Below are 25,669 nucleotides of genomic sequence, written 5' to 3'. Positions count from 1 at the left end.
CTACATCGCCCGACAGCTCTACCGCACCATCACCACCCACCACCGCACCTCTTGACAACCCCACTCACAGATCGGCGTGATTTGAGGGCGGGGCGGGGTCGCGGGGGCGGGGTTATGACGAGGAGGCGTTGATGGAACGTGCGGAGATGTTGTCGTACTGCCTGGCCAAGCCGGGAGCGTGGCTGGACCGGCCGTGGGAGGACGACGAGGTGGTGAAGGTGGGCAGCCGGATCTTCGCGTTCCTCGGCAACGGCGTCGCGGCGCCCACGGTCGGCGTGAAGTGCGGCGCGACCCGCGAGATCGCCGACGAGTGGCTGCGCCGCCACCCCGCTGACGCGCGCCCGATGCCGTACATCGGCCGGTCCGGCTGGAACACGCTGCGCCTCGACGGCGGGATCGACACCCGACGAGCTGACCGAGGCGGTCGATTCGTCGTACGACATGGTGGTGGCCAAGCTCCCGAAGCGGGAGCGCCCGACGGCCTGAACCATCGTGGCGCCGGCGGCCCGCGCCGACGCCACGGTCAGGTCAGCGGGGTACGACCCGCTCGGTGGCCCACTCCCGCCAGCCGGCCAGCCGGTCCGCCGCGGCGGCGAGCTGATCGGCGACCGGACCGGGGCCGGTCGAGCCGGGGGTGGTGCGGGCCGCGAGGGCCGAATGCACCGAGAGCACGTCCCGCACGGACGGGTCGAGGTGCTCGCTGACGGCGGCCAGGTCGGCGTCGGAGACGTCCTCCAGCTCGCACTCGCGGGCCGCGCAGAGCGCCACCAACCGACCGGTGATCTCGTGGGCGTCACGGAACGGCACGTTGCGCCGGACCAGCCAGTCGGCGACCTCGGTGGCGAGCGAGAAGCCCACCGGAGCGGCGGCGACGAGCCGGTCCACCCGGACGGTCATCGTCGAGATCATCCCGGCCAGGGCCGGAAGCAGCAGCTCCAGGGTGTCGACGGCGTCGAACGCGGGCTCCTTGTCCTCCTGCATGTCCCGGTCGTACGTCATGGGTAGGCCCTTGAGCATAGTCAGCACCGTCATCAGGCCGCCGACCAACCGACCAGACTTGCCCCGGGCCAGCTCGGCGATGTCCGCGTTCTTCTTCTGCGGCATGATCGACGAACCGGTGGCGAACGCGTCGTCCAGCTCCACCCAGCCGAACTCGTGCGACGTCCACAGCACCACCTCCTCGCCCAGTCGGGACAGGTGCACCCCGATCAGCGCGGTGGTGAAGAGGAACTCGGCCACGAAGTCCCGGTCGGCGACCGCGTCCATCGAGTTGGCGAACGACGTCCGGAAACCCAGCTCCTTGGCGACCGCCACCGGGTCCAGCGGAAGCCCTGACCCGGCGAGCGCGCCCGCGCCGAGCGGGCTGATCGCCGCCCGGTGGTCCCAGTCGCGCAGCCGCTCCAGGTCGCGCAGCAGCGGCTGCACGTGGGCCAGCAACCAGTGCCCGAAGGTGACCGGCTGGGCGTGCTGGAGGTGAGTCATGCCGGGCGCGGCCGTGTCGACGTGCCGCTCGGCCCGCTCGACGAGCGCCTCGGCCAGCTCGACGACCCGGCTGGCCACACCCCGCGCGTGGTCCCGCAGGTACAGCCGCAGGTCGGTGGCGACCTGGTCGTTGCGGGACCGACCGGCACGCAGCTTGCCGCCCAGGCTCCCCAGACGCTCCAGCAACCCTCGCTCCAGCGCGGTGTGCACGTCCTCGTCGTCGACGGTGGGCCGGAACGCCCCCGACGCGCAGGCCGCCTCCAGGTCGTCCAGAGCCGCCAGGATGCGGCCCAGCTCCTCCGGGTCAAGCAGGCCGGCGCCGGCCAGGACCCGGGCATGCGCCCGGGAACCCGCGATGTCGTACGGGGCCAGACGCCAGTCGAACTGCACGCTCACCGACAGCCGGGCGAGCGCCTCGGCGGGGCCGCCGGCGAAGCGGCCACCCCACAGGCTCGTCCGGTTGGTGCCGGCACTGTTCTCGGTGAGGCTCTTGTCGTCCACGCCGCCCATTGTGGTCCCCATGTTCATCAGCCACCCATCCGGGCGGCACGGGCCGCAGCCATCCGGCTCGGCGTGCTCCACATGTGCGCGGTCACGGTGCGCTGATCCCTTCGACGCTGTCTTCCCGGCGGGACCAACCGGCGAGCTTCTCGCCGAGCGCCGCCCCACCAACGGTCTCCCGGGCCACGACGAGAATGGTGTCGTCGCCGGCGATGGTGCCGACGACCTCGGGCAGGCCCGCCCGGTCCAACGCGCTGGCCAGGTACTGGGCCGCGCCCGGCGGGGTACGCAGCACCGCGATGTTGCCGCTGGCGTCCACCCCGTTGAGCAGCTCGCGCAGCAGCCGCACCAGCCGGGCCGGGGCAGCCTCGGCGTCGCGCAGCGGCCGTTTCCCGTCCTCGGGGATCAGGTAGACGGCCGGGCCGTCGCCGCCGCGTACCTTGACCGCGCCCAACTCCTCCAGGTCGCGCGAGAGGGTCGCCTGGGTGACCCCGACGCCGTCGGCGGCGAGCAGGTCGGCCAGTTCGGTCTGCGAGCGTACGGGCCGGTCCCGGATCAGCTCGACGATCCGGGCGTGCCGGGCGGCGCGGGTCAAGGGGGCGGTCATGGTCGCTCCCCGGAGGCGTCCAGCAGGAACGTCAGGAGCGCCTTCTGGGCGTGCAGCCGGTTCTCCGCCTGGTCGAACACCGCGCTCTGCGGACCGTCGAGCACCTCGTCGGTGATCTCCTCGCCCCGGTGCGCCGGCAGGCAGTGCAGCACGATCGCGTCCGGCGCGGCGTGGTCGAGCAGCTCCTTGTTGACCTGGTACGGCAGGAACGGGGTGACCCGGTCCAACCCGTCGGCCTCCTGACCCATCGAGGTCCAGGTGTCGGTGGCCAGCACGTCGGCGTCGCGGGCCGCCTGCGCCGGGTCGGTCAGCACCCGTACCGACCCGCCGGTCCCGGCGGCGATCTCGCCGGCCCGCCGCACCACGGCCTCGTCCGGCGCGAACCCCACCGGGCCGGCGATCCGCACGTGCATCCCGGCCATGGCCCCCGCCAGCAGGTACGACTGCGCCATGTTGTTCGCGCCGTCGCCCACGTAGGTCAGGGTCCGGCCGGACGTGCCACCGCACCGCTCCCGGATGGTCAGCAGGTCGGCCAGCAGTTGGCAGGGGTGGAAACCGTCGGTGAGCGCGTTGACCACCGGGACCGTCGCGCCGCCGGCGACCTCGGCGATCCGGTCGTCGCCGTGGGTACGCAGCACGATCGCCGCGACGTAGCGGGACAGCACCCGGCCCGCGTCGGCGAGAGTCTCACCCCGGCCGAAGTGGGTGACCTGGGTGTCCACGACCAGCGGATGGCCGCCCAGCTCGGCGATGCCGGCGTCGAACGAGATCCGGGTCCGCAGACTCTGCTTGTCGAAGAGCACCGCCACCGAGCGGGGGCCGGCCAGCGGTTGGTGGCCGAACCGGTCGGCCTTCATCCGGGCCGCCAGGTCGAGCACGCTGGACTGTTCGGCGGGCGAGAGGTCGTCGTCGCGCAGGAAGTGCCGGATCATGCGGTCGTCCCCGTCGTGGTGGGCTGGGTGGAGGATTCAATGGTCGCGGAAGCGCTCGTGCCGGCCGCCGCCGGGGCCGTCGCGTCCAGGGCCGCCGGGAGCGCGGCGAGGAACGCGTCGACCTGCTCGGTGGTGAGGATCAACGGCGGGGCGAGCCGGAGTACGCCCGGCTGCACCGGGTTGGTCAGGAAGCCGGCCTCCCGCAGCGCCTCGGCCAGGACCGTCGACACCGGCTCGGTGAGCACCACGCCGAGCAGCAATCCGGCCCCGCGTACGCCCGCGACGAGCGGGTGGTCCAGCGCCTCGATGCCCCGACGCAGCCGTTCGCCGACGCGCTTGACGTGGTCGAGCAGCCCTTCGTTGGCGATGGTCGCCACCACGGCGAGCGCGGCGGCGCAGCTCACCGGGTTGCCGCCGAAGGTCGTACCGTGCGAACCGGGAGTGAGCAGATCGGCGGCCCGGCCGAAGGCGAGCGTCGCGCCCAGCGGCAGCCCGCCACCCAGACCCTTGGCCAGGGTCACCACGTCGGGCTCCACGCCCTCGGCCTGGTGGGCGAACCAGTGGCCGGTACGGCCGATGCCGGTCTGCACCTCGTCGAGCACCAGCAGCGCCCCGTGCCGTGCGGTGATCCGCCGGGCCGCCGTCAGGTAGCCGGTCGGCGGTACCACAACGCCGTTCTCACCCTGGATGGGCTCCAGGATCACCATGGCGGTGGCATCGGTGACCGCCGCCTCCAGGGCGCTCACGTCGCCGTAGTCGACGTGGGTCACCTCACCGGGCAACGGCCGGAACGGGTCCGCCTTGGCGGGCTGACCGGTCAGGGCGAGGGCGCCCATGGTGCGACCGTGGAAGCCGCCGTTGGTGGCGACCACGTGGCTGCGCCCGGTGCGCCGGGACAGCTTGAAGGCGGTCTCGTTCGCCTCCGCGCCGGAGTTGGCGAAGAAGACCCGGCCGGATCGGCTGCCGGCGAGCGCCAGCAGCAGCTCCGCGAGGGCCACCGGCGGCTCGGCGACGAAGAGGTTGGAGACGTGCCCCAGCGTGGCCACCTGCTTCGACACGGCGGCCACCACCGCCGGATGGGCGTGGCCGAGGGCGTTCACCGCGATCCCGCCCACCAGGTCCACGTACGTGCGGCCCGCCTCGTCGACCACCACGGCGCCCGCGCCGGAGACCAGCGCCAGCGGCGGCGTGCCGTAGTTGTCCATCATGGACTGCGTCCACCGTTGCACCAGACTGCTCATGCCCCGTCCGTCCCGTCCTGCGGCACCACCATCGTTCCGAACCCTTCCGACGTGAACACCTCGAGCAACGTGGAGTGCGCCACCCGGCCATCGACCACGTGCGCGGCCGGCACGCCCCCGCGCACGGCCCGCAGGCAGGCCTCCATCTTCGGCACCATCCCCGACTCCAGGCGGGGCAGCAGCTTGGCCAGGTCATCCGCGGTGATCTCGGAGACCAGGCTGTTGGTGTCCGGCCAGTCCGCGTACAGGCCGGCCACGTCGGTGAGGACGACCAGCTTGCGGGCCCGCAGCGCGACGGCGAGCGCGGCGGCAGCGGTGTCCGCGTTGAGGTTGTGCAGGACACCGTCGACGTCCGGCGCGACCGTCGAGATCACCGGAATCCGGCCGGCATCGATCAGGTCGGTCACCGCCGAGGTGTCCACCGACTCGACGTCGCCGACCTGACCCACGTCGACCGGCAGGCCGTCCACGTACGCCGGGCGGCGCACCGCGGTGAACAGCCGCGCGTCCTCCCCGGAGAGGCCGACGGCGTACGGGCCGTGTGAGTTGATCAGCCCGACCAACTCCCGCCCGACCTGCCCGACGAGCACCATCCGGACCACGTCCATCGCCTCGGCGGTCGTCACCCGAAGACCGCCCCGGAACTCGCTCTCGATGCCGAGCCGGCCCAGCATGGCCGAGATCTGCGGGCCGCCGCCGTGCACCACCACGGGCTTCAGACCGGCGTACCGCAGGAACACCATGTCGGCCGCGAACGCCCGCTGCAACTCCGGCTCGGTCATGGCGTTGCCGCCGTACTTGACCACGACCGTGGCGCCGGAGAAACGCGCCAGCCAGGGCAGCGCCTCGATCAGCGTCTCCGCCTTCACCTGCGCACGGGTGAGATCACTGCTGAGATTCACAGTGCCGGCCTTTCGTTCGCGACTGCGGGACTCCGCTTCGCTGCGTTCCTCGCGCTCACAGTGCCGGCCTCTTCGTTCGCGACTGCGGGACTCCGCTTCGCTGCGTTCCTCGCGCTCACGTTGAATACGCCGAGTTCTCGTGCACGTACGCGTGCGACAGGTCGTTGGTCCAGATCGTGGCCGTCGAATCGCCGGCGTGCAGGTCGATCCGGATGGTGACGTCCCGTGCGCTGAGGTCGGCCTTCGAACGGTCTTCGGCTGCGGCGCCGCGCCGGCACAGCCACACCCCGTTGGCGGCCACGTCCACCTCGTCCGGCTCGAAGGTGGCCGTGGTGGTGCCGACCGAGGCGAGGATCCGACCCCAGTTCGGGTCGTTGCCGAACAGGGCGGTCTTGACCAGGTTGCTGCGAGCGACCGAGCGGCCCACCTCGACCGCGTCGTCCTCGGTCGCGGCCCCCACGACGTCGATGGCGACCTGCTTGGTGGCGCCCTCCGCGTCGGCGATGAGCTGCTGCGCCAGGTCGTGGCAGGCCGTGGTGACCGCGGCGGCCAACTCGGCCGGGGTCGGCTCGATGCCGCTGGCGCCGCTGGACAGCAGCAGCACCGTGTCGTTGGTGGACATGCAGCCGTCGGAATCGACCCGGTCGAAGGTCACCTGGGTCGCGGCGCGCAGAGCCTCGTCCAGGACCGCTGGCCCGGCTACCGCGTCGGTGGTGAGCACGCAGAGCATGGTGGCCATGCCCGGCGCGAGCATGCCGGAGCCCTTGGCCATGCCGCCGACCGTCCATCCACTGCCCCGGGCCACCGTGGTCTTCGGCCGGGTGTCGGTGGTCATGATGGCCTCGGCGGCAGCCAGGCCGCCGTCGCGCGACAACTGCCGGATGGCCGTACGGACGCCCGGCAGCAGTTTGTCCATCGGCAACCGCTCACCGATCGGCCCGGTGGAGCAGACCGCCACCTCGCCGGCGCCGAGGAGCAGCCGCGGGCTGACCGCGCTCAGCGCCGAGGCGGTGTGCTCGGCCGTGGCGTGCGTGTCCTGGAAACCGCCCGGCCCGGTGCAGGCGTTCGCGCCACCGGAGTTGAGCACCACGGCACGGACCACGCCGCCCTGCACGACCTGCTGGCTCCAGAGCACCGGCGCGGCCTTGAGCCGGTTGGTGGTGAAGACACCGGCGACGCCAGCGTCCGGGCCGTCGTTGACCACCAGCGCGACGTCCAGGCCACCGCTGGCCTTTATTCCGACGGCCACTCCGGCCGCCCGGAACCCCCGAGGGGCGGTGACACTCACGCGATTCCCCTCTCGTTCGCGACTGCGGGGCTCCGCTGCGCTGCACTCCTCGCGCTCACGGGCTGACTCCCCAGATCGACAGGCCCGTCGTCTCCGGCAGGCCGAGCATCAGGTTGGCGTTCTGCACTGCCTGGCCGGCGGCGCCCTTGCCGAGGTTGTCCAGCGCGCTGACCACGATCAGCCGACCCGAGTCGACGTCGACGGTGGCCTGCAGGTGACACGAGTTGGAGCCCAGCGTGGCGGCCGTGTGCGGCCACCTCCCCTCCGGCAGCACGTGCACGAACGGGGCGTCGGCGTACGCCTGCGCCAGCACCTCCTGCGGGTCGACGCGGCCAGCCGGCACGGCGGTGACCGTGGCGAGGATGCCGCGTGGCATCGGTGCGAGGATCGGGGTGAACGACAGGCCGGTCGCCCCGGAAGCCTGCTTGATCTCGGGCACGTGCTGGTGGGTGCCGACCCGGTACGGCGACAGGTCGCCCATCACCTCGCTGCCGAGCAGGTGCGGCTTCGCCGCCCGTCCCGCGCCGGAGGTGCCCGAGGCGGCGACCACCACCACGTCGGCGGGGTTGGCCGCGCCGTCGGCGATCAACGGCGCGAGCGCGAGGGTGATCGCGGCGGCGTAGCAGCCGGTGTTCGCGACCCGGGTGGAGCCGGCGATCAGCTCCCGTTGGCCGGGCAGCTCGGGCAGGCCGTACGTCCACTGGCCGGCGTGCGTGCCGCCGTAGTACTGCGCCCAGGCGTAGGGGTCGGCGAGCCGGTGGTCGGCACCCAGGTCGACGACGCGTACCTCGGGCGGGAGCTGGGCCGCGAGAGTCGCCGACTCACCGTGCGGCAGCGCCAGGAAGACCAGGTCGGCGTCGGAGAGGATCGACGGGTCGGTCTCGCCGAGCACCAGGCCTAGCCCGGTGAGCTGCGGATGCACCACGTCGACGCGGTGCCCGGCCTGGCGGTGCGCGGTGGCGGCGACCAGGTCGAACTCCGGGTGCCCGGCGACCAAACGCAGCAACTCACCACCGGCGTACCCACTCGCCCCGGCGACCGCGACTCGAATCCCCATACCTACCTCCGCATGACTATGCAGAGGAGGCTAGCAAGCGTGATTGTTTCCTGCAAGTTAATACAGCCTACTGCATGGTGATGAGCATCTGAGGCAGTCGGCCCAGGGGGCGCCCTCCACCGCAACGACGGAGGACGCCCCGCTGTCAGTTGACTTGCTCGGACAATCCGTACTGTCGCTCATACGTCCTCAGGGCGGCGTCCCACGCCTCCGTGTACTCACTCGGACCCATACCGAGGTCGCCGTGTCCCCGGACCGCCTCGCGCAGCAGCTTCACAAGATCGGGCACGGTCTCCCGACGCTCCTCCACATACCGACGGAACACCTCGGCGAACTGCTCACCGGTCAACCGTGCCGCATGCGCAGTGACCGGATCGTCCTCAAGATTCTGCAGCACCGCGCACCAGCGACGAGTCAGCTCATCCGCCTGGGTCGCTCGGATCTTCTGCAACTCGTGATCGCACTCAAGCCGGATGCGATCCTCCCAGTACGGCCGGAGCCGCTCCCGGACCCGCTCGTCCGGGCTGACGCGGATGAGCACGCTGAAGTACGGCACGGCACCTTCACGAGGCCACCGTTGGCCAGAGAGGCGGTTGTTGAGCGCACGCTCCAGGTCGTGCGAACGGTGGGGCTCGTGTTCACGCGCCAGGTCCACCGCCCGCTCCCGGACAATTCCACCAGCCCACCCCAGATAGCGCTCGGCGCGGAGCCGAAGCTCCTCGTACGTCATGTTCTGCGCCGTCCAGTTGTAGACAGCGTGCAGGCGGAAGTCGAAGGCGTCCCCCTTCGCCGGGACCAGGATCGGCGCCGGGACGTCCTGACGGAACGTCACGGTGGCGGGGACGATCGGCGCCGGTGGGGCCGGGGGAAGCAGGGGCTCGGCCGGCGCGAAGAACGCATGCCACCAACGACGGCGTTCCACCTGCCGAGGGATGGGTGCTCTCGTGCCGGGACCAGCGGCGGGGCCCATGGTCATCGCGTCTCCTCATCGATCAGCCGTTGTACGTCGTCGAGCAGGTCGTGGTGGGGCATCACGGGACGCCACACGTGATGGAGCTGGTGGTCCAGGCGATGGTGCAGGGCCGGCTGTCCAGCGATCATGTACCGCAGGAGGTCGAGGCAGTGCTCGGCGACGGCTGGCTGCTGATCCGCTCGGTCCAGCCAGAAACCGAGGGTCCGCCACGATCGGTACGCCGTCTTCGGCAGACTGAGGGCGGTCGCCCAAAGGACGGCCAGGTCGGCCAGGTCGATCGTTCGCTGGTCCACCAGATGCAGCAGCTCCGGCCAGTGCTCCCTGGGCGGTTCACTCCAGCGGTCTGCGAGTACCCGCAGGGTCCGCGCCGCGTGGAGCTGCACCTCGGGGTCGACGGACGCAGTCCACTCCACCAGCGCCGGCACGACGCTCGCCGCGTGACCGTTGCGGTACACCTCGAGCAACCCCCGAACAACCGAGTTGTTCCGCCGCTGCATCCGGGCCTGCGCAACCTGGCGCAACTGGGCCAGCGCCGACTCCGGCCAGAGCCGGGCCAGACCGAGGCTGTGCGCACGCGCCACGGTGTCCCGTAGGTGAGCCGCCGGACCGGCTGCCCACTGATCCAGTTCGGTCCGAATCCGAGTACGCAACCCAGGCTGCATCGCCATCGCGACCAGGACGATCGCTGCGGCCTGCCGAACCCCTGCCCGCCGTTCCCGGGCCAGTTCCCCCACGACGTCGAGGGCTGACTGCACGTCCCGGGTCGCCGACCAACCGATCGCACCCGCTGCGGCCTGTCGGACCGCCGGAAGGTCTCCGCGGATCAGGTCCGCCAACCAGTCGAGCAGCTGTTTGGGCGACCACCACTCTGTCCACGCGACGTCCAGTAACGCCGACCGGAGTGGCTCGGCGCCGGGTGAGAAGTCGATCCGGCACCCACCTGGCACGCGCGCGTCGTTCAGCCGACTGACGGCTTGGCCCAGTGTCGATCCCAACAGCGCGTCGAGCATCGAACCCCGAAAAGGGGCACTGGTCGAAGCGGGTTCCTGGAAGTCGAACCGGGCCAGACGCTGAGCTGCCCGGTGTATCTCGGTCACCGGCTGCCCGGCAAGGACGGCGCAGGACAAGCGGAAGGCCCGCACCTCATCGTGCGGGAACGCGTCGACCTCTTCGCCGCCGCGTCGCACGTCGAGGATCTCGGACGCGCGCTCCCGTAGTTGAAGCGGCAGAAATTGTTCCAGTCGCTCGGCCAGTGCTCCGCCCTTCGGGACCGTCCGAGCGATCGTTGCGACGATCTCGAAGACCTCACCGGGCCGAGGTTCGCTGGCCAGGTAGGCCGACAGCAGTGGATGCCCGACGCAGTCCTCATCCACGTATCGCTCTACACAACGGCTGTCGCACGTGCCCGTGCACCAGCCGACGCACTGCCCTGTGAGCTGTTGGCGGAGCTGCGCCCGAAACACCTCGGCCGCCGGCGCCGAATGGTGTTCGACGATGTGGCCGACGAGGTCGTGCTTTCGTCGGGAGAAGTCCCCGATCAGAATCAGCGTGGTGCCGGAGGTCTCGGCCCTGGCGGCCAGCGCTACGAGCGTGAACCCGTCCACGTCGCGAAGCGCCACCTCATTCAGCCGGAGCACGTAACCGTGCCCGGCGGGCAACGGCGCATCCACGCCGAGCAGATCGGCCAATCGATCCACACCGAGTACGCGGACCCGCTCGAACCCGTGTCTCCGGGCCACAGCCAGGGTGGCCGACGTGAACCGTCCGCTTCCGACCGGACCGGAGAGGCAGACCAGGTGGTGCTGCTGGAGTTGGTGGTCGAGCCGGCGATCACTCGGCGCGAAGGCGTACCTGCCGGCAGTCTCACGGACACTGGCCTCGACCAGGGTCTGGAACCAGACACGCCCGGCGCCGTCGGATCGTCCGGCGGTGACGTTGACCGTTCCGATGGCGACGGCGCCAGGGCCGGTGGCGTTCTGCCCCTGAACCCGAACATCGCCGACGTCGATCGTCGAGCCGCCCAGCAGGCCAGCCAGCTGGCGCAGCACGTCCCCGGGATCCAGGAGGTCTTCCGGGTCGTCCTCCTCCGGTGGCTCCTCGGTCGGCTCCGCAGGAGGGGCCAGCTCATCCTCGCCGTCGAAGAACTCCGCTGCTACTGGTGATCCGTCCCGGGGTCCGCGAGCCGCGCCATCCTCCACGTCACCGAGTAGGTCATCGCCAGAGGCAACCTCATCCTCGAACACGTCGCGCAAGAGGCTGTCCAGGTCCCCCGGACCACCGGCGGGGACAGGGGTGTACCGACCGCTCATCGTGGATCGCCTCTACCCGTGCCGAAGTTCGCGTCGCGGCCAACCGAGCCGATCGCGGTCGCACCCTGACCGATGGCGTTCTGTCCGTTGACACGAATTTCGCCAGTGCGAATTCCGCCGTGGTCCGTCGATCGGGTAGGCGCTCTCGCCTCCTCGGCCTCCGTCGACCTCTCCGCCGCGTGCACCGGGCTGTCGTCGGTGGTCGGCGAGACGGCCCGGATCCCGGCGCCGGAAAGATCCTCGTCCACCACGCAGAGCCAGGCGTACTCGCGAAACTCCTTGTCGGGGTGTGCCACCTCGATACGCACGAAACGCTCCGGTCGCATCTCCTCCGGATACTCGGTGACCACGTCACGAAAGATCTCGGTCGAGACGACAAGCGCGACGCCGGCGTCAGGAAATGCGGCGAGTGCCTTCTTGACCGGGTCGGCGTCGCACAGCCGACAGACATACACCACGGCGTTGCCGGGAAAGCCGTTCGCACCGTCAAGGTGCACCAGCCCCTGGTGCACCGCCACCCTGAGCCGGATTCGGGCAGCCGGGAGAAGGCTGCCGTTGTGGCTACGCAACCGTCGGTTCAGTTCCGGAATGAACTTGCCGATGACGCGGGATTCGGACACCTCACGCGGCACGATCGCCAACTCACCATCGCCCGCCTGCTGAGTCATCCAGGCCACCCGATCGAGACCGACAGCATTGGCGGCCTCGTGCAGCAGCTCACGAAAGTGCCGCTGCGCCTCATACTGTTGGAGGTTGCTGCGCCTGCTGTACCGCTCCATGTCCACGGAGATCAACAATCGCCGCTCGGGATGTTGCATCCAGCTCCCGCCCTTCGTCGTCCGGCTCGCCCTACGGGCAAGCACCGCAGGAGCCATCGAACCGGTGCGTGCGGACCGGGATCCCGTAGAACTACGGCATCCCATGAGCAAGTCGAAAACCCGTCATCCCGTTTTGCTGGCGGGTCCCTCGCACAGCCACGTCATGTGCTTGTCGCATGAGGACGGATCTGCTCGACCTGTTGCTCACCCTCGGATGGTCGCCGGCGGCGGTGCTGGCACTGACAGCCGTCCACCTGCTGGTCGACGCCTTGGGCCGGACAGGGGCATCGCGCTACGCACAGGAACGGCTACGCTTCGGCAGCCACCCATCGAGAAGGAGGCTGCGGGTGCGACGACCACGCGAGCTGTCCAGCCACGAATGGCCGTACGGCACGTTCCTGCAGCGGCTCACGCCGCCGGTACGGATGACGCTACTGGGGCTGGGGGTTCGTCGTCAGGTCCCCGCCGGGCAGATCGTCATTCACGAGGGCCTGCGCGAAGCTCACCTCGTTCTACTCGAGGAGGGGCTGACCAAGGTCACCGCCACACTGCCGGACGGTCGATCCGCGCTGCTGTCACTGCGGGTCGGAGGAGACCTCGTCGGTGAGATGTCGGCACTGAACAACGAGCCCCGCTCCGCCACTGTGACGACCTGCGGCCCGGCGAAATACAGCGTGATCCAGCCGGACCGGTTCAAGAGGTTCCTGAAGGAACATCCCGACGCTGCTCTCGAACTCGCCGCGATGGTGTCCGACCGGCTGCGCTGGTCCAACCGACGCCGGATCGACTTCACCTCGTACCCGGTGAAACCGCGCGTCGCCCGAGTGATCGCCGAACTCTGCCGTACCCATGGTCGACAGGGCATAGACGGCATCGTCATCGACGTCCGTCTCACGCAGCCCGACCTGGCTACGATCTGCGGCGCCTCCGAGACCTCCATCCAGAAGGTGCTTCGAGAGCTGCGGACGGACGGGTTGGTCGACACCGACTACCGGCGGATCACGGTCCGCGACCTGTCGGGCCTGCGCAAGCTCGGTGATCTGAACCCCAGCGACGACTGACGGGCGCTTTCCGCCGCGATGAGGTAACGAACCCGTCCACTCTCCCAGGCCACCCGGCGCAGGATCGCGCCGAAGCGCTGCGCCACGACGGCGACCGCCATGTCGTGAGCGGTTGTCGAAAACGAATCGACTGAGTGGCCACTCAATCGACTAGCATCGTTATCCGACGGTGGTGGGCCGGCTGTCCGGTCCGCGTGGGGGCACCTGACGGAGGCGCGGTGGGGCTGTCGTTCGAGATCCTCGGTCCGGTCCGCGTCCAACGCGACGGCCAGCCCCAACGGGTGCCGGCCGGTCGACCCGCCGCTCTGCTGGTCACCCTGCTGCTGCACGCAGGCGCGCCCGTGCCCGTCGAACGACTTCGCGAAGAGCTGTGGGGCAGGTGTACGCCGGCCTCGGCGGTGGCGAACCTGCGCAGCCACGCCAGCCAGCTACGTCACCTGCTCGACTCCCCTGGTCGTCCCGCTCGCCTGCACGCCGAGCACGGCGGTTACCTGCTGCGCGTCGAGCCGGGTGAGCTGGACGCCGCCGAGTTCGAACGGCTCGCCACCGAGGGACATGCCGCCCGGATCGGCGGAGAGCCCGAGCTGGCCGCGACCCTGCTGGGCCGTGCGCTGGGGCTGTGGTCGTCGACCGACCCGTCCCCGGCGTACGGGCCGGCCACCGCGGACGCCTTCGACCGGCTGCGCGAGCGGCGGGCCGCCGCCCGGGAGACGTACGCGGCCTGCCGGCTGGACCTGGGTGACCCGGGGACGCCGGCATTGCTGGCCCTGCTGCACGACCACGTCACCGAGCACCCGCTACGTGAGCCGGCGTGGGCGCTGCTGATGACCGCCCTGCACCGCGCCGGCGATCAGACCGGGGCGGTGCGGACCTACCAGGCGGCGTGCCGGGCTCTGGACGGAGAACTGGGCGTCGCGCCCGGGCCGGAGCTGACCGAGCTGTACCGCGAGGTCCGCCGGCACGCGCCTCGGCCGGCGGTCCCGGCCCGGCGCCGCGCCGCCTCGCACACCCGTGACCGTGCGGTCGAGCCGCACGGGCCACGCGTACCGCACGAGCTGCCCTGTCGCACGGCCCCGTTCGTCGGCCGTCGCGCCGAGCTGGCCCGTCTACGCGACGCCCTTGTCGATGGCCGGCGGCAGCCGGTCACCGTCGCGGTCTTCGGCATGGCCGGCACCGGCAAGTCTGCCCTGGCCCTGCGCGCCGCCGCCGAGGCGCTGGACGCCTTCCCCGACGGCCAGCTCCACCTCGACCTCGGTGGGTCGGTCGCGGGCACCCCGCCGCCGCCGTTACAGGTCGCCGCACGCGTACTGCGGGCCCTGCACCCGGGCACCGACGAGCCGGCGCCGTCGGGCATCGCGGAAGCCCGGGCCCGCGTCCGGTCCCTGCTGTTCGACCGCCGGGTGCTGCTCGTGCTCGACAACGCCACCGACGCCGCCCAGGTCGACGGCCTGCTCCCGGTGCGCGGCGGATGCGCCCTGCTGGTGACCAGCCGCACGCCGATCACGAGCGACGCGCCGACGCTGCGGCTGAAGCCGCTGCCGGCCGCCGACGCGCTGGCGCTGTTGCGCGCCACCGCCGGCGACCGCCCGGTGGACGACGAGCCGGAGGCGGCCTCGGCGGTGGTCAGCTTCTGCGAGCGGCTGCCGCTCGCGCTGCGTACCGCGTCCGGTCGGCTCACCGAGGGGCCGCACTGGTCGTTGAGCCGGTTGGCACGGGTCCTGCGCGACGAGCGGTACCGGCTCGCCGAGACCGGGCTGGGCCCACGGCTCGGCGCGAGCTACCGGCGGCTCGGCGCGGCGGCTCCGATCTTCCGGCGGCTCGGCCGGGCCCACCCGGGGCCGGTCACCGCGGAGCTGACCGCCGCGCTCAGCGGAGCGCCGCCCGAGGACGCGGCGCGGGCGCTGGACTGTCTGGTCGCCGCGCAGCTCGCCGAACCGGCCGGCCCGGGACGCTTCCACATCGGTGACCTCGTCCGGCTCTACGCCGCCGAACTCGCCGCCGACGAGGCGGGTGGGGACCGCAACGGTCAGGCCGGGGCCGGCGCGTCCTGGCGGTAGCCCCGGGCCTGGAGGTTGAACAGTCGGGCGTAGCCGCCGTCGGCGGCCATCAGGCGGTCGTGGTCCCCGCACTCGACGACCTGCCCGTCGGCGAGCACCACGATGGTGTCCGCGTCCCGCACCGCGTTGAGCCGGTGCGAGATGAGCAGGCTGGTCCGACCCCGTCGCAGCTCGCGCAGCCGCTGGTTGAGGTCGTGTTCGGCCTCCGCGTCCAGGCCCGAGCTGGGCTCGTCGAGGATCAGCAGGTCCCGGTCGGCGCGCAGGAAACCCCGGGCCAGCGCGACCCGCTGCCACTGACCGCCGGAGAGCACCACCCCCGCCTGCGGGTCGTCCCGGTCGGGGCCGTCGAAGAAGATCCGGGTCAGCAGGGTGTCGTAGCCGCGGGGCAGCGCCGCCAGCGCGTCGTGGATGCCGGCGTGCCGGGCAGCGGTACGCAGCCGCTCCGGGTCGTCGCGCGCGCTCAGGTCGCCGAGCGCGATGTTCTCCGCGGCGCTCAGGTCGTACGGCATGAAGTCCTGGAACACCGCGCCCAACCGCTCACGCAGCGCCGCCGGGTCGAGGTCGCGCAGGTCGACCCCGTCCCACCGGATGCTGCCGCGCTCTGGGTCGTAGAAGCGGCAGAGGAGCTTGACCAGCGTGCTCTTGCCGGCACCGTTGAGGCCGACCAGCGCGGTCGTGCCGCCGGCCGGCAGGTGCAGGTTCACACCGCGCAGCACCCACGGGTGCTCCGGCGAGTAGCGGAACCACACGTCGCGCAGCTCGATGCCCTCGGTCAGCGGTGGCACCGGTCGCGGGCCGGCCGGCACCGGCAGGTCCGGCTGGACGTGGGCCACGTCGTCGTAGTGGTCGAAGAGCAGCAGCGCCTGGTGGATCGCGCCGAGCTGACCGACCAGGCCACCCAGCGCGCCCTGTACCCCCGGCACGGCGGCCAGGTAGATCACGACGTCGCCGGGGGTCAGCGCACCCGCACGGGCCATCGAGATCGTGTAGATCACGCCGACGCCGGCCACCGTGGCGCCGAGCAGGCCGAGCACCGCCTGGGCGCGTACCTCCCGACGGTCGAGTCGCTGCTCCACCCGGTGCATGCCGTGCAGCTCGTCGAGCATCCGGTCGCCGAAGAACCGGCCCAGGCCGAACAGCCGCACCTCCTTCGCCGCCGGTATGCCCACCAGCAACTGGGCGAAGAACAGATCCCGCCGCTGGAAGTGCTCCAGCCGCAGGATCATCGCCGCGCGGGCCCGGTTGAGCCGGAGCTGCATCCACAGGGTGGGCAGCGCGGCCAGGAGCACCAGCACCCCGATCAGGGGGTTGAGCACCAGCAGGACGCCGAGGAAACCCGCCACCGCCAGCACGCTCTGCACCGCGCCGAACGCGTTCCCGGTCAGCTGTGTGGGACCGATGTGGCCGGTCTGCTGGGCTGCCTGCAACCGGTCCTGGAACTCCGGATCCTCCAGCCGGACCAGGCCGACCAGGCGCTGCACAGCGGCGTACAGCCGGCGACGCACCAGCCGTGACACCGCTCGGGTCCGCTCGGCCGCCACGTAGGTGCGCAGGTGCGGCAGGACCGTGCCGAGTGCGGCGGCCACCGCCAGGCCGGCACCCAGGACGGTCAGCGGCACGCCGCCCGCCTCGCTGCCGGTGAGTCGGTCCAGCAGCAGCTTGGTCAGCGCGGCGACGGCCACCGGGGTCAACCCGGCCAGGACCGCGAACACGAGGTCCGCGGCGGTTCCCGCCGGAGCGGCCCGCCAGGTCAGGCCGAGGGCCGCCCGGGCGTGCCGGGCGGCCCGTCGCGGCACCAGCCGGGGCCCGGTCACCGCGCCACCGGCAGGTCCAACCGGGCGATGCCGAACGCCGTCGACGCGACGATTCCGCGCTCGTCGAGCAGGCCGAACGCCGGGAAGCCCTTGACGCCGAACGCGAGCGGGAGCGCGCCGGTGCCGGGTTCGACGAAGACGGTCGCCAGGCCGGCGAACTGCTCGGCGTACGGCTGGGTCTCCGGGCCCTTGCCGACGACGACGATCCACACGTGCTCGGCGCCGCCGGGCATCGACCGCGCCCGGTCGACGAGCACCGGAAGCTGCTCCTCGCAGTGCTCGCAACTCGGTGACAGGAACGCCACCAGGGTCATCGGGGGCAGGTCGGCACGGGAGAACACCCGACCGTCCACGGTGGTCGAGACGAAGTCACCGGGGATCGACCCCACCTCCAGCATCACCGCCGGCGGTTGGCCCTGCTGGTCGCTGAGCAGGTCGGAGTGCTCGCGCAGCCGCCGGATGACACCGAGCATCAGGACCAGGTTGAGCAGGCCGAGGGCGGCGGCGAGGACGACGGCGACGGTCAACAGCGCCATGAGGACTCCTTCGGGTATGGGGGATGCGATGCGAACGGGGGTCAGTGCCGTCCAGCCGGCCGGGACGGCCGCGAGGGCGTGGGAGCGAAGAGTGCGACCAGGTCGTCGAGGCGGACCACCACGGCGGCGAGCGGAACCGCGACGCCCGCGGCGAGCAGCAGGGTCGGCGCGGACGGCGGTGGCCCGGTGGCGGTGGCCCAGCCGAGCAGACCGAGGAGCGCGACCGCGGCGAGGAGGACGTTGCGCGCCACGTGCCGGGCGCCGACCGGCGCGTCGGCGGCACCGAAGCAGCGGCAGGCCGGACGGGCACCCTGGCGCAGCGCCCTGACGATCGCGGCGGTCAGCACACCGAGCAGCCCGGCGGCGAGCAGCAGCCCGATCGGCGCGGTCCACCCGACGGCGACCAGCAGCACCACGGCGGCCTCGGTGGCGACCGCGAGGCGGGCGACCGGCCCGGTCCAGCGCCTCGGTACGCCGAACTGGCCGACCGAGCCGACGAACTCGGCGAATCCCTCCCGGGTCCGCAGCTTGCCGACGACCGCGGCGAGGAACACGAGGGCCAACAGCAGCCGTGCGGTCACTTCCAGGGCTCGCATCCGTGCACCACCTCCTTGCCGGGAGGCCCACGCTAGGAGCGGTGGATACATCACGAATACATCGAGTGTCATCGACGTCATGCGCGGCTGTACCGGCGGTGTACCGGCCCGCCGTAGCGTCCCGACACACAGATCGATCTCGGGAGGAGGTGAACGAATGTTCCGTCGACTGGAGACCCTGGGCGAGCGGATGCTGGGTGTGTTCGTCCCGAAGGTGACGGCAGCCGCCGGCTGTCCGCCGGACCCGTACTGCGCGCTCTGTGGCACCTGCTACTTCAAGCGGTGCAGCACGAACGGCGCATGCAAGACAACCTGCGGCACCTGCGGTTACTACTGCAGCGCGGGCGCGAGCACGATGTCCGCCCTCTGCTGAGGCGGTGACGGCGTGCCGTCCGGCTTCCGGCCGGGCGGCACGCCGTTCTGCGCGGTGCCGATGTGCTGGTCAGCTCGGACGCGGTCGCGGCCTGACCAGCACGCCCAGCACGTCCGGCTCGGCGAAGTAGCCACACTCGCGGGAGTCGTAGCTCTGCGACGGGTTGTCGCCGAGCAGCACCAGCCGGCCGGCCGGCACGTTCCGCTCACCGCCCTGGCGCAGCAGTGGCACGCGGTCCACCGGCACCGGGTCGCCCGGCACCGCGTACGCCCGCTTGATCAACAGCCCGGGCGTGCCCGCCGCGTCGGCGTCCACGGGTCGCCCGGCGGTCATCTGCGCCGGCGCCACCACCACGACCACGTCGCCGGGACGGACCCGGGCCAGCGGCACCCGCCGAGCCAGCACCAGGTCGCCGGAGCGCAGGGTCGGCTCCATGCTCCGGCCCACGACCGCGACCAGCAGCAGGTGCCGGCGGGCCCAGAGCAGGCCGGCGGCGGCCACCGCGAGCACGGCGGCCACCGCGAGCCATCCCAGCACCGGCATGGTCAGGCGCCGCGCAGGGTCGCGCCGAAGCGCTCGGCCGCGACGGCGACCGCCGCGTCCCGGGCGGCCAACGCCTCCTCGACGGTCAGCGTCCGGTCCGGGGCGCGGAACGTCAGCTTGTACGCCAGGGACCGGCGACCCTCGCCGAGCTGCGCGCCGGAGTACACGTCGAACAGTCGCACGTCCTCCAACAGCTCGCCAGCGCCCGCCTCCAGCGCCCGACGCACCTGTTCGGCCGGGACCGACTCGTCCAGCACCAGCGCCACGTCGATCAGCGCCGGCGGGAAGCCGGACACCGTCGGCGCGGGAACCACCGGCACCGGCGGCAGCACGTCCAGGTCCAGCTCCATGGCGCAGGTACGGCGGGGCAACTCCAGGGCCGCCACCGCCGCCGGGTGCAGCTCACCGGCGTATCCGACGACGGTGTCGTCGACCCGCAGCTCGGCGCAGCGGCCCGGGTGCCACGGCGCGTACTCGACGGCCCGTACTTCGACCCGCTCGTCGGGAATGCCGGCGGCGGCCAGCACGTCCCGGGCCGCCTCGATGGCGTCCGCCCAGCCGGCCGGGCGGCCCGCGCCCCACCAGCCGGCCGGGTCCAGGTCACCGGCGAGCACCGCCGCGACGTGCACCGGTTGGGCGGGCACGACCGCGTCGGCGGCGGCGAACTCCTCGTCGGTGGGTCGCCGGTCCACGCCCATCGCCGGCGGACTGCCGGCGTCGGGACGCGGATGGAAGACCGCGCCGATCTCGTAGAGGGCGAGGTCCCGCTGACCCCGGCCGAGGTTGCGCTTGAGGATGCCGAGCAGCGGGCCGAGCAGCGTGGTGCGCAGCAGCGGCTCCTCCTCGGACAGCGGGTTGGCGAGGCGCACCGCGGGTCGGCGCGGGTCGTCGGCCGGCAGGCCGAGCTGGTCGGCCAGCTCCGGGGAGACGAAGGGGTGCGCGAGCACCTCCACGTACCCGCGTTCCGCAAGCGACCACGCCACGGCCCGGCGGCGACGCTGCCGGGGGGTCAGGCCGTTCCCGGGCGGCGCGGTCGGCAGCACCGACGGCACCTTGTCGTACCCGTCGAGGCGGACGACCTCCTCGACCAGGTCGGCCGGGTCGGTCAGGTCGGGCCGCCAGCTCGGCGGGGTGACGCTCAGCACGACACCGGCGCCGCTGGCCGTGCCGACCGCGCCCGGGTCCTCGGAGAGCCGGTCCGCGCCCTGCGCGACCGTGCAGCCCACCTGCTCCAGCAGGGCGACGACGCGCGCCGGCGGGTACTCGACGCCGACCCGCCGGGTCGGCAGGTCCGCCGGCAGGGTGATCGGGGTACGCGGCCGGACGTGGTCGATGTCCAGGATCTCGGCGCTCGGAACGCCGCCGCCGTGCTCGGTGAGCAGCCGCACGGCCCGCTCCAGCGCGACCAGCGGCACGGCCGGGTCGACGCCCCGCTCCCAGCGCTTCGCGGCCTCGCTGAACAGCTTGTGCCGGCGGGCCGTGCGCCCGACCATGGCCGGATCCCAGTGGGCGGCCTCGAAGAGCACGTTCGTGGTGACGCCGGTGTCGACCTCGCTGGTCTCGCCGCCCATCACCGCCGCAAGCGAGATGGGGCCGGTGTCGTCGCAGATGACCATGTCGTCGGCGGTGAGCACCCGGCTGACGCCGTCCAGGGTGGTCAGCTTCTCCCCCGCCTCGGCGCGGCGAACCACCAACGGTCCGGAGATCCGGTCGGCGTCGAAGGCGTGCATCGGCTGGCCCAGCTCCAACATCACGTAGTTGGTGATGTCGACGGGCAGCGAGATGCTGCGGATGCCGGCGGTGACGAGCCGCTGGGCCATCCACGACGGCGTGGGCGCGGCCGGGTCGACGCCGCGCGCCAGGCGGGCGGTGAACCGGTCACAGCCGACCGTGTCACGGACCTCGACCGGGTACGCCGGCGTCGGCGTTCCGCTCGGGGCGGGTACCAGGGCCGGGTCACGCAGCGGCACGTCGAACGCGTGCGACAGCTCCCGGGCCAGGCCGCGCAGGCTCAGCGCGTACCCCCGGTCGGGGGTGATCTCCAGCTCGAACACGACGTCGTCGAGGCCCACGACGGACCGCGCGTCGTCGCCCGGCTTGGCGGCCACCTCCGGCGGCAGCACGATGATGCCCGAGTGGTCGTCGCCCAGGCCCAGCTCCTTGGCCGAGCAGATCATGCCGGCCGAGTTGTGCCCGTACGTCTTGCGCGCGCCGATCGCGAACCCGCCGGGCAGCACGCCGCCGGGCAGGATCACCACGACCCGGTCGCCGACGGCGAAGTTGCGCGCCCCGCAGACGATCTCCTGTGGCTCGCCGGTGCCGTTGGCGGCACCCACGTCCACCCGGCAGAACCGGATCGGCTTCTTGAAGCCGGTCAGCTCCTCGATCTCGCGTACCTCGCCGACGACGAGCTGACCGGTGACGCTCGCACGCAGGTCCTGCACGGACTCGACCTCGATGCCGAGGTCGACCAGGGCCTGCTCCAGATCGCCGGTGGGCAGGCCGGCGGGGAGGTCGACGTACTCCCGCAGCCAACTGACAGAAACTCGCATGACTTCAGACCACCGTTCCCGTGTCTCGTACCCGCATCGCCCTACGCTCCGGTCCCGAGCGCGCGGCTGAACCGCACGTCGCCCTCGAAGAGATCGCGGATGTCGCTGACCCCGTGCCGGACCATCAGAGTCCGGTCGATGCCCATGCCGAAGGCGAAGCCGGAGTAGACCCCCGGGTCGACCCCGCAGGCGCGCAGCACCCGGGGGTTGACCATCCCGCAGCCACCCCACTCGACCCACTGCGGACCGTCGCGGTGCTCCGGGAACCACACGTCGAACTCCGCCGACGGCTCGGTGAACGGGAAGTAGTGCGGCCGCCACCGGGTCTTTGCCTCGGGGCCGAACATCGCCCGCGCGAAGTGGTCGAGGGTGCCCCGCAGGTGCGCCATCGTGATGCCCTTGTCGACCACGAGGCCTTCGGCCTGGTGGAACACCGGGCTGTGGGTGGCGTCGATCTCGTCGGTGCGGTAGACGCGGCCGGGCACGATCACGTAGATCGGCGGCTTGCGGCTGAGCATGGTGCGGGTCTGCACCGTCGAGGTGTGCGTACGCAGAACGAGGCCCGAGCCCTCCGGTGCGATGTGGAAGGTGTCCATCAACCCACGCGCCGGGTGGTCGGCGGGGATGTTCAACGCGTCGAAGTTGACCCACTCCAGGTCGACCTCGGGCCCCTCGGCCACCTCGTAGCCCATCCCGACGAACAGGTCGCTGATCGACTCCATCAGCGTGCTCAACGGGTGCCGGGCGCCGCGCGGACGCCGGTCGTAGGGCAGGGTGACGTCCACCCGCTCCTCCACGAGCACCCGCTCGGCCTGCTCGCGCTCCACCACCTCGGCGCGCTCGGCGTACGCGGACTCGATCGCCCGGCGGGCCTCGTTGACCCGCTTGCCGGCGTCGGACTTCGCCGCCGGCGGCAACGCGCCGATCTCCCGGCGCGCGAGGGACACCGGAGACCGGTCACCGAGGTGCGCGGGGCGTAGCGCGGTCAACGCGTCCGGGTCGGCAGCGGCGTCGAACGCCTTCGTGGCGTCGGCGACGGCCTCGGCCAGGGCGGCCGGGTCGAGCAGGGCGACCTGCTTCGGGTCGTACGGATCGTTGCGGTAGCTCATGGCGTACGGGCACTCCCTCACGGCGGCGCCAGCCCGTCATCGGGGCGGCGAAGCGAGTCTACGGACGCGCGGCTGTGCCGCAGCCCGCCGGTAGGAGTTGCGCAGGGAGCAGGTCAGGCCCGCCGCCCGCCGACACCGGCGGGCTGGCTAAACGAACGCCGTGGCGCGTTCATGGACGGACGCTCTCCCCTGCTGTCAGTCGCGCCGAGGGTCACCTCAGCGCTGTGCTCTCGCTGAAGCGTACAGGCAGACGGCCGCCGCGGCAGCCAGGTTGAGGCTCTCCGCGCGCCCGTACAGCGGCACCCGCACCCGGGCGTCGGCCGCGGCCGTCAACTCCTCGGGAAGCCCGTGCGCCTCGGAACCGAACAGCCAGGCGGTGGGCCCGACGAGCCGGCCGTAGTCGGTCAGGTCGTCCAGGTCGTCGTCGCCGTACCCCGTGGTGGCGAAGATCGACAGCCCGGCGGCGCGCAGCGCGTCGACCACCGCGACCGGATCGGGCGCGCGCACCACGTCAACGTGGAAGAGACTGCCGGCCGAGGCCCGCACACATTTACCGTTGTACGGATCGACGGCGTCGCCGGCGAAGATCACCGCGCTCGCGCCGGCCGCGTCGGCAGTGCGCAGGACGGTGCCGGCGTTACCCGGGTCGCGGATCTCGGCGAGCACCGCCACCAGGCGGGGAGCACCCGCGAGGGCCTGCTCCAGCGGCACGTCCAGGTGCCGACAGACGGCGACGAGCCCCTGCGGGGCGACCGTCTCGGCCAGGGCCGCGAGGGCGTCGTCGGTCACCTCGGAGACCGGCACGTCGGCCCGGGCCGCCGTGGCGGCCAGCTCCGGGTGCCGATCCAGCCCGGTGGTCGTACCAAAAAGCTCGGTGACCACCCCCGGCCGCGCCAAGGCCTCGCGGACCGCCTGCGGGCCCTCGGCCAGGAACCGGCCGGCCGCGTCGCGGTCCCGGCGGCGTTGGAGGCGGCGAGCGGCGACAACCCTGGGGGTACGCGGGGTGAAGGCCATGGTGTGCGCTCCTTCGGCACGATCGAGGCGTCCCCCGGACGGCGGTGCCGACGCGGGAGACGCCTCTCTCTGGTGCGTGGGGATCAGGCGGCCTGAGCCGCCGCGCCGCCGGTGCCCTCGGCCGTGACCGCAGCCCGGGCCAGCTCGACGATCGCCGCGAACGAGGCGGCGTCGTTGACGGCCATGTCGGCCAGGATCTTGCGGTCGACCTCGATGCCGGCCAGACGCAGGCCCTGGATCAGCCGGTTGTAGGTCATCCCGTTGGCCCGGGCGCCTGCGTTGATCCGCTGGATCCACAGCTGCCGGAAGTCGCCCTTGCGGTCGCGACGGTCCCGGTAGGCGTACTGCATCGAGTGCAGCACCTGCTCCTTGGCCTTGCGGTACAGCCGGGAGCGCTGACCGCGGTAACCGCTCGCGGTCTCCAGCAGGGTACGACGCTTCTTCTGGGCGTTCACAGCCCGCTTGACGCGTGCCATCTCAACTCCTAGTTAGGTAAGGTGGCGCGCGTCAGCGGCCGAGCAGCTTCTTGATGCGCTTGACGTCAGCCTTGGCCACCTCGACCGTGCCGGTCAACCGGCGCGTACGGGTGGAGGACTTACCCTCCAGCAGGTGGCGCTTGCCAGCCTGCTCGGCCACGACCTTGCCACGGCCGGTCACCTTGACCCGCTTGCCCATACCCGTGTGGCTCTTCATCTTCGGCATGTGGAACGTCTTCTCCCTGTTACTTGCCGCTGGTTTCGGCGGCAGTGCCGGTGTCACCGGCCGTTGCGGTCTCGCCGGCCGTTGCGGTCTCGCCGGCCGTTGCGGTCTCATCGGCCGTTGCGGTCTCATCGGCCGTTGCGGTCTCATCGGCCGTTGCGGTCTCATCGGCTGCCGAAGCGGCCGACTCGTCCACTGCCCGGTCCCGAGGTGCACCGCGGGACGCCGTGGCGGCGACTGCGGAGGCCTTGACGGCCCGAAGCGGAGCGAGAACCATGATCATGTTTCGGCCGTCCTGCTTGGGAGCGGCTTCGACGTATCCCAGATCCGTGATCTCGGACTCGAGCCGGCGCAGGAGCCGGTAACCCAGCTCCGGGCGGCTCTGCTCGCGACCGCGGAACATGATCGTCACCTTGACCTTGTCGCCCGCCTTGAGGAACCGCACCACGTGACCCTTCTTGGTCTCGTAGTCGTGCGGGTCGATCTTCGGCCGAAGCTTCATTTCCTTGATGACGGTCTGCTGCTGGTTACGCCGCGCTTCGCGCGCCTTCAGTGCGCTCTCATACTTGAACTTGCCGAAGTCCATGAGCTTGCACACCGGCGGGCGCGCCATCGGCGCAACCTCGACCAGGTCCAGATCGACGTCCGCGGCCAGCTGAAGGGCGCGCTCCAGCGGGACGATGCCCACCTGCTCACCCTCTGGGCCGACCAGTCGGACCTCACGTGCCCGGATCTGCTCGTTCACGCGTGGTTCGACGCTGATGGGGCCTCCTCGAGTCGTTTCTGCTCAGGTGCCGACCCCTGCGGCTCCCGGATGGGACCCGACTTGGAAAACAGAAGGCCCCGGCGTATGCCAGGGCCCGCTCGACCGGTCGGCACGATCACAGGATCGCGCATCCGGGACCGGGACATGCCCGGAACCGGTGACCGGACCCGGCCACCGTAGCGGCGACTCGGGTGGGAGCAGGCGCTCCGCTTTCGAGGCTGTCTGCTCGCATGCGGAGACAGCCTGGTCGACTCGACAACACTACACCGCCGCCCCGTCCACCCCCAAACCGGGCACGACCTGCTGGCGCGCCGCCGATGGTGCCGCGTGGGCGGCGGACCGTGCGGACGGCGAGGCTGCATGGCCGGCGAAGCCGTGCGGCCGGCGAAGCCGTGCGGCCGGCGAAGCCGTGCGGCCGGCGAAGCCGTGCGGCCGGCGA

22 protein-coding genes and 2 pseudogenes are annotated in these 25,669 nt (G+C 71.9%); 4 read left to right on the top strand and 20 right to left on the bottom strand.

Features of this window, described 5'->3' with window-relative positions:
* Positions 1-131: 131 nt before the first annotated feature.
* A pseudogene (locus tag ACLQ25_RS29540) lies at positions 132-344 on the top strand (MmcQ/YjbR family DNA-binding protein); the annotation flags it as partial.
* Positions 345-528: 184 nt separating this feature from the next.
* Here ACLQ25_RS29540 and argH read toward each other — a convergent pair.
* The 10 genes from argH to ACLQ25_RS29490 all read right to left on the bottom strand — a co-directional run bounded on the left by argH (position 529) and on the right by ACLQ25_RS29490 (position 12,110).
* Entirely contained in the window at positions 529-1,992 is a 1,464-nt protein-coding gene (argH, locus tag ACLQ25_RS29535) for an argininosuccinate lyase (RefSeq protein ID WP_425734023.1), read from the bottom strand.
* Positions 1,993-2,074: 82 nt separating this feature from the next.
* The gene (locus tag ACLQ25_RS29530) at positions 2,075-2,590 is read right to left on the bottom strand and encodes an arginine repressor (protein ID WP_425734022.1); all 516 of its coding nucleotides are present in this window, start codon (positions 2,588-2,590) and stop codon (positions 2,075-2,077) included.
* Positions 2,587-3,522, bottom strand: a complete 936-nt coding sequence (argF, locus tag ACLQ25_RS29525) for an ornithine carbamoyltransferase (RefSeq protein ID WP_425734021.1) — start codon at positions 3,520-3,522, stop codon at positions 2,587-2,589. The genes ACLQ25_RS29530 and argF overlap by 4 nt, the downstream gene beginning before the upstream one ends.
* Positions 3,519-4,763, bottom strand: a complete 1,245-nt coding sequence (locus tag ACLQ25_RS29520; protein ID WP_425734020.1) for an acetylornithine transaminase — start codon at positions 4,761-4,763, stop codon at positions 3,519-3,521. Before ACLQ25_RS29520 ends, argF begins: the two co-directional genes overlap by 4 nt.
* Positions 4,760-5,665, bottom strand: a complete 906-nt coding sequence (gene argB, locus ACLQ25_RS29515) for an acetylglutamate kinase (protein WP_425734019.1) — start codon at positions 5,663-5,665, stop codon at positions 4,760-4,762. Before argB ends, ACLQ25_RS29520 begins: the two co-directional genes overlap by 4 nt.
* A gap of 115 nt (positions 5,666-5,780) precedes the next feature.
* Positions 5,781-6,953, bottom strand: a complete 1,173-nt coding sequence (argJ, locus tag ACLQ25_RS29510) for a bifunctional glutamate N-acetyltransferase/amino-acid acetyltransferase ArgJ (protein ID WP_425734018.1) — start codon at positions 6,951-6,953, stop codon at positions 5,781-5,783.
* Positions 6,954-7,008: 55 nt separating this feature from the next.
* Positions 7,009-8,010 (bottom strand): N-acetyl-gamma-glutamyl-phosphate reductase, encoded by a 1,002-nt coding sequence (gene argC, locus ACLQ25_RS29505; RefSeq protein ID WP_425734017.1) that lies wholly within the window; start codon positions 8,008-8,010, stop codon positions 7,009-7,011.
* A 145-nt stretch (positions 8,011-8,155) separates the two neighbouring features.
* A complete protein-coding gene (locus ACLQ25_RS29500; protein ID WP_425734016.1) occupies positions 8,156-8,986 on the bottom strand; it encodes a hypothetical protein in 831 nt (276 codons plus the stop codon).
* Positions 8,983-11,292 carry a hypothetical protein gene (locus tag ACLQ25_RS29495; RefSeq protein ID WP_425734015.1) on the bottom strand — a complete coding sequence of 770 codons (2,310 nt, stop codon included), beginning with the start codon at positions 11,290-11,292 and terminating at the stop codon, positions 8,983-8,985. The genes ACLQ25_RS29500 and ACLQ25_RS29495 overlap by 4 nt, the downstream gene beginning before the upstream one ends.
* Positions 11,289-12,110, bottom strand: coding sequence for a hypothetical protein (locus ACLQ25_RS29490; protein WP_425734014.1), 822 nt, complete (start codon positions 12,108-12,110; stop codon positions 11,289-11,291). Before ACLQ25_RS29490 ends, ACLQ25_RS29495 begins: the two co-directional genes overlap by 4 nt.
* A 176-nt stretch (positions 12,111-12,286) precedes the next feature.
* Here ACLQ25_RS29490 and ACLQ25_RS29485 point away from each other — a divergent pair, with 176 nt between their 5' ends.
* Together ACLQ25_RS29485 and ACLQ25_RS29480 are read left to right on the top strand one after the other, a co-directional pair.
* On the top strand, positions 12,287-13,171 hold the full coding sequence (locus tag ACLQ25_RS29485; protein ID WP_425734013.1) for a Crp/Fnr family transcriptional regulator: 885 nt from the start codon (positions 12,287-12,289) through the stop codon (positions 13,169-13,171).
* A 218-nt stretch (positions 13,172-13,389) separates the two neighbouring features.
* Positions 13,390-15,228: a BTAD domain-containing putative transcriptional regulator gene (locus ACLQ25_RS29480; RefSeq protein ID WP_425734012.1), complete on the top strand. Its 1,839-nt coding sequence runs from the start codon at positions 13,390-13,392 to the stop codon at positions 15,226-15,228.
* Here ACLQ25_RS29480 and ACLQ25_RS29475 read toward each other — a convergent pair.
* From ACLQ25_RS29475 to ACLQ25_RS29465, 3 genes are read right to left on the bottom strand one after another with little or no spacing between them, the layout of a single operon-like run.
* Positions 15,198-17,042, bottom strand: a complete 1,845-nt coding sequence (locus ACLQ25_RS29475; protein ID WP_425734011.1) for an ABC transporter ATP-binding protein — start codon at positions 17,040-17,042, stop codon at positions 15,198-15,200. The genes ACLQ25_RS29480 and ACLQ25_RS29475 overlap by 31 nt on opposite strands.
* Positions 17,039-17,578, bottom strand: a complete 540-nt coding sequence (locus ACLQ25_RS29470) for a TlpA family protein disulfide reductase (protein ID WP_425734010.1) — start codon at positions 17,576-17,578, stop codon at positions 17,039-17,041. The genes ACLQ25_RS29475 and ACLQ25_RS29470 overlap by 4 nt, the downstream gene beginning before the upstream one ends.
* A 41-nt stretch (positions 17,579-17,619) precedes the next feature.
* On the bottom strand, positions 17,620-18,174 hold the full coding sequence (locus ACLQ25_RS29465) for a MauE/DoxX family redox-associated membrane protein (RefSeq protein ID WP_425734009.1): 555 nt from the start codon (positions 18,172-18,174) through the stop codon (positions 17,620-17,622).
* A gap of 157 nt (positions 18,175-18,331) precedes the next feature.
* Here ACLQ25_RS29465 and ACLQ25_RS29460 point away from each other — a divergent pair, with 157 nt between their 5' ends.
* Positions 18,332-18,547: a hypothetical protein gene (locus tag ACLQ25_RS29460; protein WP_425734008.1), complete on the top strand. Its 216-nt coding sequence runs from the start codon at positions 18,332-18,334 to the stop codon at positions 18,545-18,547.
* 69 nt (positions 18,548-18,616) lie between these two features.
* Here the strand turns inward: ACLQ25_RS29460 and ACLQ25_RS29455 are convergent, their stop codons facing one another.
* From ACLQ25_RS29455 to infC, 7 genes and pseudogenes are all read right to left on the bottom strand, one after another.
* Positions 18,617-19,090, bottom strand: coding sequence for a S26 family signal peptidase (locus ACLQ25_RS29455; protein ID WP_425734007.1), 474 nt, complete (start codon positions 19,088-19,090; stop codon positions 18,617-18,619).
* Between the two features lie 2 nt (positions 19,091-19,092).
* Positions 19,093-21,642 (bottom strand): phenylalanine--tRNA ligase subunit beta, encoded by a 2,550-nt coding sequence (gene pheT / locus ACLQ25_RS29450; protein ID WP_425734006.1) that lies wholly within the window; start codon positions 21,640-21,642, stop codon positions 19,093-19,095.
* Between the two features lie 41 nt (positions 21,643-21,683).
* On the bottom strand, positions 21,684-22,751 hold the full coding sequence (gene pheS, locus ACLQ25_RS29445) for a phenylalanine--tRNA ligase subunit alpha (protein ID WP_425734005.1): 1,068 nt from the start codon (positions 22,749-22,751) through the stop codon (positions 21,684-21,686).
* Between the two features lie 216 nt (positions 22,752-22,967).
* Positions 22,968-23,765: a TrmH family RNA methyltransferase gene (locus ACLQ25_RS29440; RefSeq protein ID WP_425734004.1), complete on the bottom strand. Its 798-nt coding sequence runs from the start codon at positions 23,763-23,765 to the stop codon at positions 22,968-22,970.
* An 83-nt stretch (positions 23,766-23,848) separates the two neighbouring features.
* A complete protein-coding gene (rplT, locus tag ACLQ25_RS29435; RefSeq protein WP_007458417.1) occupies positions 23,849-24,241 on the bottom strand; it encodes a 50S ribosomal protein L20 in 393 nt (130 codons plus the stop codon).
* A gap of 31 nt (positions 24,242-24,272) precedes the next feature.
* Positions 24,273-24,467, bottom strand: coding sequence for a 50S ribosomal protein L35 (rpmI, locus tag ACLQ25_RS29430; RefSeq protein ID WP_425734003.1), 195 nt, complete (start codon positions 24,465-24,467; stop codon positions 24,273-24,275).
* A 124-nt stretch (positions 24,468-24,591) separates the two neighbouring features.
* Positions 24,592-25,209, bottom strand: a pseudogene (infC, locus tag ACLQ25_RS29425) (translation initiation factor IF-3); the annotation flags it as partial.
* Positions 25,210-25,669: the final 460 nt, after the last annotated feature.

The sequence above is a fragment of the Micromonospora sp. DT44 genome (genome assembly GCF_049841635.1).
In the GTDB taxonomy this organism is placed as follows: domain Bacteria; phylum Actinomycetota; class Actinomycetes; order Mycobacteriales; family Micromonosporaceae; genus Micromonospora.
The sequence above is the reverse complement of the archived record's forward strand: the minus strand, read 5'-3'. Positions and strand labels throughout refer to the sequence as shown.

Coding starts and splice junctions, on each gene's coding strand:
- argH (WP_425734023.1), bottom strand. CDS start 1,992: ATGGGCGGCGTGGACGACAAGAGCCTCACCGAGAACAGTGCCGGCACC.
- ACLQ25_RS29530 (WP_425734022.1), bottom strand. CDS start 2,590: ATGACCGCCCCCTTGACCCGCGCCGCCCGGCACGCCCGGATCGTCGAG.
- argF (WP_425734021.1), bottom strand. CDS start 3,522: ATGATCCGGCACTTCCTGCGCGACGACGACCTCTCGCCCGCCGAACAG.
- ACLQ25_RS29520 (WP_425734020.1), bottom strand. CDS start 4,763: ATGAGCAGTCTGGTGCAACGGTGGACGCAGTCCATGATGGACAACTAC.
- argC (WP_425734017.1), bottom strand. CDS start 8,010: ATGGGGATTCGAGTCGCGGTCGCCGGGGCGAGTGGGTACGCCGGTGGT.
- ACLQ25_RS29500 (WP_425734016.1), bottom strand. CDS start 8,986: ATGACCATGGGCCCCGCCGCTGGTCCCGGCACGAGAGCACCCATCCCT.
- ACLQ25_RS29495 (WP_425734015.1), bottom strand. CDS start 11,292: ATGAGCGGTCGGTACACCCCTGTCCCCGCCGGTGGTCCGGGGGACCTG.
- ACLQ25_RS29490 (WP_425734014.1), bottom strand. CDS start 12,110: ATGCAACATCCCGAGCGGCGATTGTTGATCTCCGTGGACATGGAGCGG.
- ACLQ25_RS29485 (WP_425734013.1), top strand. CDS start 12,287: ATGAGGACGGATCTGCTCGACCTGTTGCTCACCCTCGGATGGTCGCCG.
- ACLQ25_RS29470 (WP_425734010.1), bottom strand. CDS start 17,578: ATGGCGCTGTTGACCGTCGCCGTCGTCCTCGCCGCCGCCCTCGGCCTG.
- ACLQ25_RS29465 (WP_425734009.1), bottom strand. CDS start 18,174: ATGCGAGCCCTGGAAGTGACCGCACGGCTGCTGTTGGCCCTCGTGTTC.
- ACLQ25_RS29460 (WP_425734008.1), top strand. CDS start 18,332: ATGTTCCGTCGACTGGAGACCCTGGGCGAGCGGATGCTGGGTGTGTTC.
- ACLQ25_RS29455 (WP_425734007.1), bottom strand. CDS start 19,090: ATGCCGGTGCTGGGATGGCTCGCGGTGGCCGCCGTGCTCGCGGTGGCC.
- pheT (WP_425734006.1), bottom strand. CDS start 21,642: ATGCGAGTTTCTGTCAGTTGGCTGCGGGAGTACGTCGACCTCCCCGCC.
- pheS (WP_425734005.1), bottom strand. CDS start 22,751: ATGAGCTACCGCAACGATCCGTACGACCCGAAGCAGGTCGCCCTGCTC.
- ACLQ25_RS29440 (WP_425734004.1), bottom strand. CDS start 23,765: ATGGCCTTCACCCCGCGTACCCCCAGGGTTGTCGCCGCTCGCCGCCTC.
- rplT (WP_007458417.1), bottom strand. CDS start 24,241: ATGGCACGCGTCAAGCGGGCTGTGAACGCCCAGAAGAAGCGTCGTACC.
- rpmI (WP_425734003.1), bottom strand. CDS start 24,467: ATGCCGAAGATGAAGAGCCACACGGGTATGGGCAAGCGGGTCAAGGTG.